This window comes from Kitasatospora sp. NPDC056273 (genome assembly GCF_042268845.1).
In the GTDB taxonomy this organism is placed as follows: domain Bacteria; phylum Actinomycetota; class Actinomycetes; order Streptomycetales; family Streptomycetaceae; genus Kitasatospora.
Genome location: NZ_JBHJSJ010000005.1, coordinates 67,104 through 81,060, shown reverse-complemented (window position 1 = coordinate 81,060; position 13,957 = coordinate 67,104). Strand labels below are relative to the sequence as shown.

12 protein-coding genes are annotated in these 13,957 nt (G+C 74.1%); 4 read left to right on the top strand and 8 right to left on the bottom strand.

Annotated features, from left to right (window positions below; translation table 11 throughout):
- Positions 1–75: 75 nt before the first annotated feature.
- The 5 genes from ACFCY1_RS06285 to ACFCY1_RS06265 all read right to left on the bottom strand — a co-directional run bounded on the left by ACFCY1_RS06285 (position 76) and on the right by ACFCY1_RS06265 (position 6,312).
- Positions 76–732: a TNT domain-containing protein gene (locus tag ACFCY1_RS06285; RefSeq protein ID WP_074004920.1), complete on the bottom strand. Its 657-nt coding sequence runs from the start codon at positions 730–732 to the stop codon at positions 76–78.
- 212 nt (positions 733–944) lie between these two features.
- On the bottom strand, positions 945–2,270 hold the full coding sequence (locus tag ACFCY1_RS06280) for a geranylgeranyl reductase family protein (protein ID WP_049658498.1): 1,326 nt from the start codon (positions 2,268–2,270) through the stop codon (positions 945–947).
- A gap of 504 nt (positions 2,271–2,774) precedes the next feature.
- Entirely contained in the window at positions 2,775–3,875 is a 1,101-nt protein-coding gene (locus tag ACFCY1_RS06275) for a calcium:proton antiporter (RefSeq protein WP_074004922.1), read from the bottom strand.
- A gap of 89 nt (positions 3,876–3,964) precedes the next feature.
- Positions 3,965–5,554: a protein kinase gene (locus ACFCY1_RS06270; RefSeq protein WP_375873731.1), complete on the bottom strand. Its 1,590-nt coding sequence runs from the start codon at positions 5,552–5,554 to the stop codon at positions 3,965–3,967.
- Positions 5,551–6,312, bottom strand: a complete 762-nt coding sequence (locus tag ACFCY1_RS06265; protein ID WP_375873730.1) for a serine/threonine protein kinase — start codon at positions 6,310–6,312, stop codon at positions 5,551–5,553. The genes ACFCY1_RS06270 and ACFCY1_RS06265 overlap by 4 nt, the downstream gene beginning before the upstream one ends.
- Before the next feature lie 299 nt (positions 6,313–6,611).
- On the opposite strand from ACFCY1_RS06265, the gene ACFCY1_RS06260 reads away from it, so the two are divergent.
- Both ACFCY1_RS06260 and nagB read left to right on the top strand, forming a co-directional pair.
- On the top strand, positions 6,612–7,019 hold the full coding sequence (locus ACFCY1_RS06260) for a hypothetical protein (protein ID WP_375873729.1): 408 nt from the start codon (positions 6,612–6,614) through the stop codon (positions 7,017–7,019).
- 311 nt (positions 7,020–7,330) lie between these two features.
- Positions 7,331–8,113, top strand: coding sequence for a glucosamine-6-phosphate deaminase (gene nagB / locus ACFCY1_RS06255; protein WP_049652442.1), 783 nt, complete (start codon positions 7,331–7,333; stop codon positions 8,111–8,113).
- A gap of 179 nt (positions 8,114–8,292) precedes the next feature.
- On the opposite strand, the gene ACFCY1_RS06250 is transcribed toward nagB, so the two are convergent.
- From ACFCY1_RS06250 to ACFCY1_RS06240, 3 genes are all read right to left on the bottom strand, one after another.
- Entirely contained in the window at positions 8,293–9,423 is a 1,131-nt protein-coding gene (locus ACFCY1_RS06250) for an aminotransferase class I/II-fold pyridoxal phosphate-dependent enzyme (RefSeq protein ID WP_375873728.1), read from the bottom strand.
- On the bottom strand, positions 9,420–10,076 hold the full coding sequence (locus tag ACFCY1_RS06245; RefSeq protein WP_049652446.1) for a transcriptional regulator: 657 nt from the start codon (positions 10,074–10,076) through the stop codon (positions 9,420–9,422). The genes ACFCY1_RS06250 and ACFCY1_RS06245 overlap by 4 nt, the downstream gene beginning before the upstream one ends.
- A gap of 100 nt (positions 10,077–10,176) precedes the next feature.
- The gene (locus ACFCY1_RS06240; RefSeq protein ID WP_375873727.1) at positions 10,177–11,787 is read right to left on the bottom strand and encodes a beta-propeller fold lactonase family protein; all 1,611 of its coding nucleotides are present in this window, start codon (positions 11,785–11,787) and stop codon (positions 10,177–10,179) included.
- A 306-nt stretch (positions 11,788–12,093) separates the two neighbouring features.
- On the opposite strand from ACFCY1_RS06240, the gene ACFCY1_RS06235 reads away from it, so the two are divergent.
- Both ACFCY1_RS06235 and ACFCY1_RS06230 read left to right on the top strand, forming a co-directional pair.
- Positions 12,094–12,543 carry an Rrf2 family transcriptional regulator gene (locus tag ACFCY1_RS06235; RefSeq protein WP_049652449.1) on the top strand — a complete coding sequence of 150 codons (450 nt, stop codon included), beginning with the start codon at positions 12,094–12,096 and terminating at the stop codon, positions 12,541–12,543.
- Between the two features lie 131 nt (positions 12,544–12,674).
- Positions 12,675–13,856: a globin domain-containing protein gene (locus tag ACFCY1_RS06230; RefSeq protein WP_375873726.1), complete on the top strand. Its 1,182-nt coding sequence runs from the start codon at positions 12,675–12,677 to the stop codon at positions 13,854–13,856.
- Positions 13,857–13,957 lie beyond the last annotated feature (101 nt).

Genomic DNA, 13,957 nt, shown 5'->3' with positions numbered 1-13,957 from the left:
CCTCCGGGCCCGTACGCCCGCTCCGCCCTGGTGGACGGAGCGGGCGTACGGACCGGGCGGGCGGACGGGGCGCGGTCAGATCCGGGCCAGGTAGCCGTTCTCCACCAGCCAGAGCACGTTCAGCTTGGCCGGGCCGCCGGGCAGCAGGGTGGCGTCGAGCTGGTACTGGAGGCCCCAGCCGGGCTGGTTGAACCAGGGAGCGATCGGGCCGGCGTGCACCGTGAAGGCCTTGACCACCTTGTAGTCGTGGTAGTTGCAGGCGGCCGGCGGGGTGCCGTCCAGGCTCTGCGGCGGGAGCGCGCGGCTGGCATAGGGCAGGCCCTCGGGGGCGAGGTAGGCGCCGTACTCGCTGCCGTAGCGGTCGATGTTCTGGTTCGGGTAGAGGGTGAGGTCGAACTCGATCGGGCTGCCGTCGGGCAGGGTGACGTAGCCGTCGGCCGGCGGGTATATCCAGCCGCCCTTGCCGCCGTTGCCGGCCGGGTCGTAGTACTTGGCCAGGAAGTCCTGCTCGCCCGCGCCGCCGGTGCGCTGGTAGCCGACGAGCTGGCGGCCGACCGGCCCGGCGGTCGGGAGGTCGGCCGGGCCGAGGCGGGCGTCGTCGTGGCGGAAGGCGGCGGAGCACTGGTCGGCGGGGGTGGCCGCCGGGGCCGCGACGGCGGCGGGGACGGTCACGGCGGTGAGGGCGGCGGCCGCGGCGAGCGGCGCGACGAGCAGGCGAAGGCGAAGGCGCACGGTGTCTCCGTCGAACGGGTCAGCGGTCGAAAAAGGAGCCACGGAGGAGCGTTCTGCTCACCCTCCGTGGCTGGTTCGACACCAGGCAATCGGATCATCTGATCATTCGTCAACATGATCCGTGCGACTGCGCGTTCGACTCGGCGGATTCGGCCAAAGCCGGGACACCGGGACCGCCCGTCCGCGAGGATGAGCGGTCCGGCGCGCCCGGGTCACTTCCCCGGGGCGACCCGCCCGAGCAGGTGGAGCAGCCGGTCGAGGGCGTCCTTGGAGTTCGGCTCGGTCAGGTTGGCCATCAGCCGGAACGCCGCCTTCAGCAGCGCCGGGTGGCCGAGCCCGGCCGCCCCGGCCGCGCCGCGCAGCTTCGGGCGGCCCAGCATGTCGGCGGCCAGGCGGCCGAGCGCGAAGTAGCCCGCGTAGGCGGAGCGCAGCGCCTGCGGGTAGGCGCGCAGGGCGAGTTCGCGACCGCGGTCGGTGCGGCGGGCGAGGGCCTGGACGATGGTCTCGGCGGCGTAGCGGCCGGACTCCATCGCGTAGGCGATGCCCTCGCCGGTGCCCGGGCTGACCGTCCCGCCCGCGTCGCCGATCAGCAGCAGGCCGTCGGCGTAGTGGGGCGCGCGGTTGAGGCCCATCGGCAGGGCGGCACCGCGGATCGGCTCGGTGACCGCGTCGGGGGTGTAGCCGTACTCCGGGGGCAGGCCGTCGCACCAGCGCCGCAGCACCTCGCGCCAGTCCGCCTCGGTCCCGGCGGTGTCCAGGACCCCGAGGCCGACGTTGGCGGTGCCGTCGCCCATGCCGAACACCCAGGCGTAGCCGGGCAACTGGCGCCGGGCCCGGTCGTCGGGGTCGCGCAGGTCGAGCCAGACCTCCAGGTAGCGGTCGTCGTGCCTCGGGGTGGTGAAGTACGTCCGGTAGGCGACGCCCATCGCGCGGTCGGTGCGGCGGTAGCGCCGCATCGCCACCGACAGCCGGGTGGAGTTGCCGTCGGCGGCGACCACGACCGGGGCCCGGTAGGCGACCGGCCGGCGCTCCTCTCCCAGCTTGGCGGTGACCCCGGTGATCCGGCCGGTCCGCTCGTCCAGCGTCGGGCCCGTCACATTGGCGCGTTCGACCACCCGGGCTCCGAGCGAGGCGGCCTTGCGGGCGAGCAGTTCGTCGAAGTCGGCGCGGCGCCGGACCAGTCCGTACCCGGGGTAGGCGGAGAGCTCGGGCCAGTCGAACTCCACCGAGCGGTGCCCGGAGATCAGCCGCAGGCCCCGGTTGTGCAGCCAGCCGGCCTCCTCGGAGACGTCGATGCCGAGGTCGGTCAACTGCTTGACGGCGCGCGGGGTGAGGCCGTCCCCGCAGACCTTCTCGCGCGGGAAGGCGGACTTCTCCAGCAGCAGGACGTCCAGTCCGGTCCGGGCGAGGTGGGCGGCGGCGGTGGAGCCGGCCGGTCCGGCGCCGACCACGATGACGTCGGCGCTCCCCCCGTCCTGGACGGCCTCCCCGCCACTGACGGTCTCCTCGGGCCGGACGGTCTGCTCTGGGCCGGGCATCGCACTCTCCCACGGGTCGGATCGGCTGTCCGCGCGACGGAGTCCTCGGACTGGGCGGTTCCGGACGGACGATAGAGAACCCCGGCGCCCGCCCGCCGCCCCGACACGCAGGCCGCCCCGCGAACCGGCCAATACCGGCCACCCCTGCCGTACGGGTCCACCCGCCGCGCCGGGGCCCGGACGCAACCGAGCCCCCGGCCCGCGAGCAGCAGCGGGACCAGGGGCTCTCCGTCGTTCCGCGGCGCGGACCCCTCGGGGGGATCAACGGCGGTCGCGCCGGGTTCGACGAGGGCCCCGACCACGGGGGCGGACCGGGGCCCTCATCCGGTACCACGGCCGGCACCGCCTCCCGGGTTCACCACCAGTCCCACTGATCTCACTAGTCCCACTGACACCACCGGCACCACCGGCACCACCCGATCCGGCCCCGGGAACGGCGGAAGCCCCTGACCGCACGGGGGAACGTGGCAGGGGCTTCCACTGTCGACTACGGCCGACGGGCCCTCACGGGTTCAGCGCCAGCACCACGTACCCCGCCAGCACCGCCAGGTGCACCGCGCCCTGCAGCGGGGTCGCCCGGCGCGGGATGACGGTGAGGGTGAGCAGCACGATGGTCAGGCTCAGCAGCACCATGTGCGCCGGGTCGAGGCCGAGGACGAGCGGGCCGGAGAGCCAGGTGGAGGCGATCGCGACCGCCGGGATGGTCAGGCCGATGCTGGCGAGCGCCGAGCCGAGGGCGAGGTTGAGGCTGGTCTGCACCCGGTTGCGGACGGCCGCGCGCAGCGCCGCGATGGTCTCCGGCAGCAGCACCATCATGGCGATCACGACGCCGACCACGGCGTGCGGCAGCCCGGCGTCGTCCACCGCCTTCTCGATGGTCGGCGACACGCCCTTGGCCAGGCCCACCACCGCCACCAGGGCGACGGCGAGCAGCAGCAGGCTGATCCCGGCGGCCCGGAGGGTGGGCGGGGAGGCGTGCTCCTCCTCGGCCAGCACCCGGCCCTCGGGGGTGACGGGCAGGAAGTAGTCGCGGTGCCGGACGGTCTGGGTGGCCACGAACAGGCCGTAGACCACCAGCGAGGCGGTGGCCGCGAAGGTGAGCTGGGTGGTCGAGAACTGGGGGCCGGGCGAGCTGGTGGTGAAGGTCGGCAGCACCAGGCTGAGGGTCGCGAGGGTGGCGATGCAGGCCAGCGCGGCGCCGGTGCCCTCGGCGTTGAAGACGGCGGTCCGGTACTTGACGGCGGCGACCAGGATGGACAGTCCGAGGATGCCGTTGCAGGTGATCATCACGGCGGCGAAGACGGTGTCCCGGGCCAGGGTGGAGGACTTGTCCCCGCCGTCGGCCATCAGCGTCACGATCAGCGCGACCTCGATCACGGTGACCGCCACGGCGAGGACCAGTGACCCGAAGGGCTCCCCCGACCAGTGCGCGATCACCTCCGCGTGGTGCACGGCCGACAGCACGGCGCCCACCAGGAAGCAGGCGACCACCGCCACCACCCAGCCGGGGAGTTCCTTGTGCCAGGTCAGGGCGAGGACGAGGAACGACACCACCGGGACGACGACGGTCCATTGCGCGAGAGCCGCGCGGAGCTTCGTGATCATGCCGCCGAGGATCCCAGACCGGAGGCCCGTCACCCGGGTGCCCGCGCCGGATACATAGGGATGTGGCATAACTCATCCCAATTCGGCAGTCACCCACCGTAGCCATGAAGGTACTGAAGCACTTTGTCGACATGTTGCCGAAGCCGTTCCGGGACGCCCCCGGCGGTCGCCACGGTCTTGTCGCTGGTCCGGTAGGCCGCCGCGACCAGGGCGGGCAGGTCGCGGGTGAAGCCGTGGCGCTTTATCTGCTGGTCGAGCCAGCAGGCGTAGTTGCCCATCGCGGCGATCGCGTCGCCCGGATCCCAGTACGACTTCGGACCGGCGTGGGTGGCGGCCTTGCCCCAGGCCTCGAAGACGGAGGGCGTCCACAGGGCGATGCCGTACTCGCCGGTCTCCGGGCGGGCGGCCTTCGGGTCGAAGCCGCTCTCGGCCTTCAGCATGGCGGCCAGCAGCGCCGGGGTGACCTCCGGCTCGGGGCAGCGCCGCGCCGCGGTCTCGATCATGCCCCGGTAGGCCACCGGGACGTCCGATCCGGCCGGGATCGCGCCGGACAGCGGGGGCGCCGCGCGCTCAACCGCGCTCGGCCCGCCGGGCTCCGGACCGCCGGACTCCGGGCCACCGGCCAGGGCGAGGACGGCGAGCCCGCAGGCGAGCAGGCCCGCGCCGGACCGGACGGCTACACGGACAGCGGCCCGACGGCCCCGACCCCGACCCGGAGCGGCCGCGGCCCGGGCGACCAGGGCCGCCAGCCCGGCCGGCCCGGTCCGGGTCCGCTCCTCCCGCCCGGGGGCGAGGCAGGCGGCGACCACCGGCCGCCAGCGCACCGGCAGCGCCTCGTGCAGCCGCAGCGGCGCGGCGCCCCGCGCGTACGCCTGGGCGGCCAGCGAGCGGGCCCGACTGGTGGCGCCGAGGAAGGGGTGCAGGCCGCCGGTGAGCACCTGGTGGGCGATCACCCCGAAGGCCCAGACGTCGGCGCTGGGACGCACCGCGATGCCGCGGGCGCCGGTGCGCTCGGACCACCACTCGGGCGGGACGTGGTCGGGTGAGCCCAGCGGCGGGGCGTAGGCGTGGGTGCCCTCCAGCTCGGCGGTGAGGCCGAAGTCGGCGATCTTCGCGGTGCCGTCGGGCATCAGCAGGACATTGGCCGGTTTCAGGTCCCCGTGCACCCAGCCGACCCGGTGCATGTGGCTCAGCCCGGCGCAGACCTCGGCCAGGATCCGCTCGGCGCCGGGCACCGCCGCACCGGGGCGGGCCTCGCCCAGCAGGTCCTGGAGGCTGCCGGCGGCGCGTTCCATCACCAGGGCGACGGCACCGTCGAGCGCCGGGTGGTCCGGGTCCTCGACGGTGGCCACGGCGAGGGTTCGGATCAGGTGGGGGTGGTCGGCGCGGCGGCTGAAGCGCTGTTCGCTGCGGGCCATCCGGGCCACGGTCCGGCGCTGACCGGGGGCGAACCGGGCCGCGCCGAGGATCTTGACGGCGGCCTGGCTCCCGTCGGGGCCCTCGGCGGCGTACACGCTGCCCCAGGCACCCGCGCCGAGGAAGGCGCCGAGGCGGTAGCCGGCGATCGGGTAGCCCTCCGGGACCGCGAAGGACGGGCCCCCGGACGGCCCGGGGTCGGAACCCGGCTCCGGCTCAGGCTCGGACCCCGGCGACGGCTCGGACGGGGCGCCGGGCGTCACGGCCGGGCGACCGGGCGCCGGGGCGGGAGCAGGGCCAGGTGCTCCTCCCGGACGAGGTCGAACTTCAGCGCCAGCGCCACCAGTTCCTCGCGCTTGCCGCCGGCCGGCCCTTCCTCGTACGGCTCGCGCAGCCGCAGCTTGGCCTCCACCAGGTAGTCGATGTGGTAGTTGACCGCCGAGCGGCTCAGCCCGCGGCAGCCGGGCAGGGCGCGCAGCCGGGCGAGCACCTCGGTCACTCCGGGGACGACGGCGGCGGAGGGCGAGCGCAGCCGGGGCTCGCAGAGCGCGAGCAGGACCAGGAAGTACTTGGCGGTCGGGTCCAGGGCGAACGGGCTGACGGTGTGCTCGCCGTCGGCGCCGCCGGGCCGCCCGTCGAGGTAGGCGTGCTGCGGGGCGAAGACCTTGAAGGCCGCGGGCTCGCCGAGCGCGGGCAGCAGCACCCGGGAGAGCTCGAACGGGACGGGGGCGCCGAGCCGGCCGGGCGCGACCTTGACGTGCTCCCCCGCGCCCTCCAGGTTCTCCACCACGTAGGTGGCCGAGGTGCTGAAGTTGGACAGCCGCCAGTAGTCCTCGGCCGCGACCACCTCCCCCGCCCGACGGGAGACGCCCTGGTCGGGCAGTGGGATGGGGACCGGCCGGCCGGGCTCCCCGCGTCCGAACACCGCCGTCTCGCCCGGGCCCATCCGCAGCAGGCCGGGGGCCCCACCGGGCCTCATCCCGGGCCCGGGGCCGGGCAGTTGGACGATGACCGTGTCCACGCGGCACCTCCGTGTGATCGGGTCGATACCTCCGTGGGATGGGGTCGATGGTATCCGTCCCATTCGCCCCGGGGGCAAACCCGCCACCCGGACGGGTGAGGAACCGCCCTCTTCCGCCCATGAACTGATCATCCGTCAGGACTGGAGTTGTCCGTGTGCTGAACAGATAAGGAATGGTTGCAGGATGTAGTTGAACGGTCACCATGAGTGTGACGCAACGCACACACAACACGTTCACGATGTGTGCAAGACTCATCTCAAGGAGTGAGATTCCCTTAATTTCCAAGGAGGTTCGTATCATGCGCGCTCGGATCGCAGCTGTGGTGATGGCGGCGGCAGGGATCGCCGGCCTGACGGCGGCCCCGGCCATAGCGGCCACCGCGACGTCCGACACCGACACCGCGCTCTGCGCCACGGTGCTCAACCAGCCCTGCATTTCGCACCAGGCCGACGGCTCCGGCATCGTCGGCGTCGCCCAGGTCAGCGCGGACCCGGGCCAGTTGACGCTGGTTCGGGTCGAGGTCCGCACCCAGGCCGCCTGGGGCAGCCCCTGGGAGGCGGTCGCCTCCGCGACCACCGTCCGGTTCGGCTCCGCCAAGGCGGTCACCCCGCGGGTGACCGCCGGCGCCCCCCGCATGATCTGCGCGACCGCCGGCCCCGCGCTGGACGTCGCCAAGCAGGTCACCACCTGTACCCACCCGTTCTGACCGCGGGGCCGCCGAGGCGCCGCACCCACCACCCCCACGCCGTCCGTACGACCGGGCAGCCGTCCGGACGACCAGGGGGCGGGAAGCAGTGAAGAGCACCACCACCGGGGCCGGCCGCCGGGACATCCCGTCCCGACGACCGGCCCCGGCCATGCCGATCGGGCGGCAGCCGTCCCGATCAGGCAGAAGAGGCGGCGGCGGAGATCATCCGGAACGCGGACCCGGGTGGACCTGGGGCACCCCTTCACGGCAAACTGGTCTAGACCTTGGAGGTCTAGACCTCAGCCTCGCCTCAGAACGGTGGACCCAGTATGGAAATCGTGATCGTCCCTGACGCCCGTGCGGCCGGCGAACTCATCGCCGCGGCGATCACCGATCTGCTGACCGACAAGCCCGACGCCCTGCTCGGCGTGGCCACCGGCTCGACCCCGCTGCCGATCTACCAGGCCCTGGCCGAGCGGGTCCGCGACGGCCGACTGGACGCCGCCGAGGCGCGCATCTGCCAGCTGGACGAGTACGTCGGCCTGCCCGCCGGCCACCCGGAGTCCTACCGCTCGGTGGTGCTGCGCGAGGTCGTGGAGCCGCTCGGCCTGACCGAGGACTCCTTCCTGGGCCCGGACGGAAACGCCTCCGACATCGCCGCGGCCGCCACCGCCTACGACCGCGCGCTGGCCGAGGCCGGCGGCGTCGACCTCCAGCTGCTCGGCATCGGCACGGACGGCCACATCGGCTTCAACGAGCCCTGCTCCTCGCTCTCCTCCCGGACCCGGATCAAGACCCTGACCCGGCAGACCCGCGAGGACAACGCCCGCTTCTTCGACAGCCTCGACGAGGTCCCGCACCACGTCATCACCCAGGGCATCGGCACCATCCTGGAGGCCCGCCACCTGGTCCTGCTCGCCACCGGCGAGGCCAAGGCCGAGGCCGTCGCGCTCGCCGTCGAGGGCCCGCTCTCCGCGGTCGTCCCCGCCTCGGCGCTGCAGCTGCACCCGCACGCCACCGTCGTGGTGGACGAGGCGGCCGCCTCCCGCCTCAAGCTCGCCGACTACTTCCGCGACACCTACGCGGCCAAGCCGGCCTGGCAGAAGCTCTGAGCGCTCCCGGGCAGCAGCCTTGACGGCCGTGACGGCCGGGGCGCCGGCCACCGACTCCCCTCGGTGGCCGGCGCCCCGGCCGTTTCGCCGTACGGAGACGCCGCTCAGTACCGCGAGCACCGCTCAGCACGGGAGCACCGCTCAGCACGGGAAGCGCCGCTCAGCATGGGAAGCGCCGCTCAGCGCTTGCGGAGCCAGTCGGCGAAGGCCGCCAGGCCCGGGCCCGGGTCGCGGCGGCCGAGGCCGATCCGGAACCGGTCGGCCGGGGTCGGGGTCAGCTCCGAGCGGAAGATCCCGGCGGGCAGCAGCAGCACACCCGCCTGCTCGACCAGCGCGGTGCAGAACTCCTCCACGCCGTCCGGGCCCAGGTAGCGCGGGAAGGCGACGCAGCCGCCGTCCGGCGCGCGCCACTCGAAGAGGTCGGCGAACTCGGCGAAGAAGGCGTCGAACAGCGGCAGGTTCCCGGCGATGATCGCGCGGTTGCGGGCCAGGATGCGGTCGCGGGCGGTGATCGCGATCCGGGCCAGCACCTCGCTCGGCGCCGAGTTGCAGATCGTCGTGTAGTGCTTGGCCCGCTCCAGGCGCGAGCGCAGCTCCTGGTCCCGGCAGGCGATCCAGCCGATCCGCAGGCCGGGCAGGCCGAGCGACTTGGAGGTCACGTTGAGCGAGAGGGCCCGCGCGGAGAGGTCGGCGGCCTGCGGCAGGGCGCGGGCCGGGTCGCGCTCCAGGCCGCGGTAGACCTCGTCCGAGAACAGCCGGATGCCGCGCTCGTCGCAGAGCTCGGCCAGCCGGACGAAGTCGGCGGCGTCGATCACCGTGCCGGTCGGGTTGTTCGGGAAGTTGACCGACAGCACCCTGGTGTTCGGCCGCAGCGCCGCCTCGACCGCGTCCAGGTCCAGCGCCCAGTCCCGCTCCGGGTCCAGCGCGACGCCGGTGACCTCGCAGAGCGAGAGCGGGACGGTCTCGGCGGACTGGTAGTTCGGGGTCAGCACCACCGCGTGGTCGCCCGGTTCGAGCAGGACCTGCATGGCGAGGTTGAGCCCCTCCTGGGCGCCGCCGAAGCAGATCACGTCGTCCTCGCCGACCCGCTCGTACATCCCGGCGACGGCGCGGCGCAGCCCGGGGTCGCCGAAGGTCTCGGTGTAGCCGAGGGCCAGGGTGTCCCAGGCCTCGCGGTCCTCGGGGCCCGCCAGGGCGAGCAGTTCGGCCATCGTCATGGTCTGCGCGTCGGAGGCGGTGAGGTGGTGGCGGGCGGTGAACTCCCAGCGCGAGAAGTGGGTTTCGAGCCGGAAGTCGGGGAGCCGGGTCACTGGTGGTCCTCCTCGCCGGGGCCCGCGGGGTGCTGCTTGAGCTCGGCGAGCAGGCTGTAGGCGCTGGAGCGGGAGATCCGCAGCGCGGTGGCGACGACGGGGACGGCGCGCCGGACGGCGAACACTCCCGCCCGGTCGAGTTCGCCCAGGACGGCGAGCCGGTCCTCGCGGGTGAAGCGCTCCAGCGGGCGGCCCTGGGCGCGGACGTACCCGCCGACCACGTCGTTGATCCGCTCGGTCCAGTCGCGCTCGAAGAGCGGTTCGGGGCGCGGCGCGGTGGGGGCGGCGAAGCCGGCCAGCAGGGCGGCGGCCTGCTCCAGCGGGCCGCGGTCGAGGTTGACGCAGAGCACCGCGGTGGGCTTCCCGTCGTCGTCGCGCAGTACGGCGCTGACGGAGGAGAGCCGGCGTCCGTCGGGCAGCAGCTTCGCGTACGGGCCGTAGACGTCGGGGGCGGAGGGGTCGATCCCGTCGAGCTCGCCGAGCAGTGACGGGTCGCCGGGGGCCCGGGGGGTCATCGGGTTCCAGACGGCGAGGACCCGGTCGGTGGCGGTGTCGTGCAGTACGACCTCGGCGTACGGGCCGAGCAGCAGGGCCACCGCGCGGCAGACCGGGGACCAGGTCCGTACGCGGGGGTCGGGGTTTTCCGAGGACATGCCTGGACTGTACGTCCGGATCGGACACTTGGTCCAGGGCTTTTCGCGCCCCGGGCCCCGCCGGAGGGTTCCGGCGGGGCCCGGGGCGGCTGCCCGTGCGCTACTTGCAGGTGATCAGCAGCCCGAGCACCGCGGAGCAGCTGCGGGTGGCCCGGCTGGTGGCGGGCGACGGGTCGGCGGGCGCCCCGGCGGTGCGCGCCACGGTGACGTCCCAGCTGCGGAGCAGGGTGAGCAGGCCGACGCCGACCGAGAAGTGCCGGGTGGTGCTCGCGCCCTTGGCCAGCGGCGCGGTCAGCGCGCAGTTCAGCTTCCCGGCGGCGACGGTGCAGTCGCCGGAGGTCGTGGTCAGCCCGGCGGGCAGGTCGGCGGCGACGGTGGCCGTGGTCACCGGGTCGGGGCCCTGGCCGGTGAGGGTGACGGTGTAGTCGACCCGGCTGGAGAGCAGCCCGGTGACCGGGGTCGCGGTGAGCGCGACGCCCAGGTGGGCGGCCGGAGCCGTGTAGGTGAAGCGGTCGGCGGCGACGGCCGCGCTGGTGCCGCCGGGCCCGGTGACCCGCACGTCCACGGCTCCGGCGACGGTAGTGGCGGGGGCGGTCGCGGTGCAGCTGGTCTTCGTGCAGCTGAACGAGGTGGCGGCGCCGGCCGCGCCGAAGGTCACGGCGGTGGCGCCGGCCAGGTCGGTGCCGGTGATGGTCACCGCGGTGCCGCCCGTCCCGGAGCCGCCGTTCGGGCTGATCGCGGTCACGTCCGGCACCGGCAGCGGGAAGGTCACCACGTCGACGGCGCTGCCGGTGAAGTCGGCGAGGTAGCCGTGCCGCCCGTCGGCGGTCAGGGCCAGGCTGTACGGGCTGGCGCCCACCGGGACGGTCGCGGTGACCGTCCGGCTCGCGGTGTCCACCACGCTCAGGGTGTTGTCGGCGTAGTTGGAGACGTAGGCCGCCGTGCCGTCCGGGGAGACGGTCACCGCGTAGGGGCCGGAGCCGACGGCGACGGTGCCGAGGACCGTACCGGCCGCGGTGTCGATCACGGCGGCGGTGCCGTCGTCGCCGTCGGCGGTCCACAGCCGGGTGCCGTCCGGGCTGAGCGCGAGGCCGAAGACGCCGTGGCCGACCGGGACGGTGCCGCTCACCGTGCCGCTCGCGGTGTCGACCACGGTGACGGCCTTGGCGCCGGACGCGGCGACGTACAACCGGGCGCCGTCCGGGGAGACGGCCAGGCCGTGCGGCTCGGCGCCGACCGGCACGGTCGCGGTCACGGTGTCGGACGACGTGTCCAGCACGCTGACGGTGTTGGCGGCGGCGTTGCTCACGTAGGCGCGGGAGCCGTTCGGCGCGAGGGCGAGGCCCCAGGGCTGGGCGCCGACCGGGACGGTCGCGGTGACGGCGTCGGTCGCGGTGTCCACGACGCTGACGGCGTTGTCCAGGTGGTGGGTCAGGTAGGCCCGGTGCCCGTCGGGCGACACGGCCACGGCGTACGAGCCGGACCCTGCGGTGAAGCCGCCGGACACGGTGTTGCTCGCGGTGTCGAGCACGCTGACGGCGCCGCTGCTCTGGCTGGTCACATAGGCGTGGCCGCCGTCCGGCGTCAGCGCGACGCCCGCCGGGTACGGCGCCACCGCCAGGTGCGCGGCGACGGCCGGCGGCGGTGTGACGGCCTCGGCGGTCGCGGGCAGCGACAGCAGTGCGGCCGTGGTCGCGGATATCGCGGCCACGGCCGTCCGGGTACGACGGGGTGTGCGGGGTGTTCTCACGGGTCTCTCCAGCTGCTCGGCACGGACGAACGTGTGGTGGTGCTGTGGTGGGTTCGGAGCCGGGGGAAGCGTAGAAGCCGCCCTGACTTTCCGTCAGGGAGTGACTACTAATGTCGCCAAATGTTCAGATCCGATCGCCGCGCGAGGGTGCGCGGACCCGCCACGGCCCCGACCGGGCCGAGGGCTCCGGATCGACGTGACCGGGGTCTCGATCGACGTCGTGCAGAAAATTGGAGTTGCGGAGTCGCATTCGATAGCGTTCCGAACGTGAGGCTGACCAAGAGCACCGACATCGCCCTGCGGATCGCCATGCGACTGGCCGTCCTGGGCGAGGGCGACAACCCGACCACCCGCGAGGTGGCCGCGTCGGTCGGCGTGCCGTACACCCACGCGGCGAAGGTGGTCAGCCGGCTGCAGCACCTGGGGGTGGTGGAGGCCCGGCGCGGTCGCGGCGGCGGGCTGATGCTCACCTTCGCCGGGCGGACCGGTTCGCTCGGACTGCTGCTGCGGGAGCTGGAGGGGGTCGGCGACGTGGTCGGCTGCGAGGACGACCCGCCCTGCCCGCTGCGGGCCGCGTGCCGGCTGCGCGGAGCGCTGCGGGGCGCCCAGGAGGCGTTCTTCGCCGCGCTCGACCACCTCTCCATCGACGACCTGGTGGCCTCCCCCACCGGGCCGGTCCTGCTCAGCCTCACCGCGAGACCCGCCGACACCGCCTGACCCACCGGCGTCACCGGCACCGCCTGATCCACCGAGACTGCCGGACCCACCGGCCGATCGGCCCACCGGGGCCGCGCGCCTCTTTCACAGCCTTTAATACGAATCTCAGATACCAGTTAGGAGCCCGACTGATGCTGTCCGCGAAGTCCACCGAGGTCATCGAGGCCACCCTGCCCGTCGTGGGCGCCGCCATCGGCGACATCACCCCGCGCTTCTACGACCGGCTGTTCGCCGCGCACCCGGAGCTGCTGCGCGACCTCTTCAACCGGGGCAACCAGGCCAACGGCACCCAGCGCGAGGCGCTGGCCGGCTCGATAGCCGCCTTCGCCACCGCCCTGATCGCCGACCCGGACCAGCGGCCGGACGCGATGCTCGCCCGCATCGCCCACAAGCACGTCTCGGTCGGCATCGACAGCAGCCAGTACAAGATCGTCCACGAGCACCTGTTCGCCGCCATCGTGGAGGTGCTCGGCGAGGCCGTCACCCCCGAGGTCGCCGCCGCCTGGGACGAGGTCTACTGGCTGATGGCCAACGCGCTGATCGCCGTCGAGGACCGACTGCGCGCCGAGGCCGCCGCCGGCGGCGACCCGGCCGACCTGTGGCGCCCCTACACCGTGATCGCCCGCCACCAGGAGACCGAGGCCGTCACCAGCTACCTGGTCCGCCCCGCCGACGGCCGCCCCGTCCCGGCCTTCCGCCCCGGCCAGTACGTCTCGGTGCGCACCGAACTGGCCGACGGCGCCCGGCAGATCCGCCAGTACAGCCTCTCCGGCGGCGCCGACGGCGCCCTGCGCTTCAGCGTCAAGCGCGAGGACGGCGGCGAGGTCTCCGGCCACCTGCACGACCACCTGAAGGCCAGCGACCCCGTCGAACTGGCGCCCCCGCTGGGCGACATCGCCCTGGCCGACGGCGACGGCCCGGTGCTGCTCGCCTCCGCCGGCATCGGCAACACCCCGATGACCGCCATGCTCGACCACCTCGCCACCACCGGCTCCACCCGGCGGATCGTCTCCGTCCACGGCGACCGCGACCAGCTGAGCCACGCCTTCCGGGCCGAACTGGCACGGCTCACCGCCGACCTGCCGAACGCGGACTCGCACGTCTTCTACGAGCGGCCGCTCGGCGAGTGGCCGGCCGAGCGCACCGGTCTGGTGGACCTCTCCACCGTCGAGGTCCCGGCCGGCACCACCGCCTACCTCTGCGGGCCGCTCCCCTTCCTGCGCGCCGTCCGCGAGCAGCTGCTGACCGCGGGCGTCCCGGCGGCGGACATCCACTACGAGGTGTTCGGGCCGGACCTCTGGCTCGGCGCCTGAGGCCGTGAGGCCGTGAGGCCGTGAGGCCGTGAGGCCGTGAGGCCGTGAGGCCGTGAGGCCGTGAGGCCGTGAGGCCGTGAGGCCGTGAGGCCGTGAGGCCG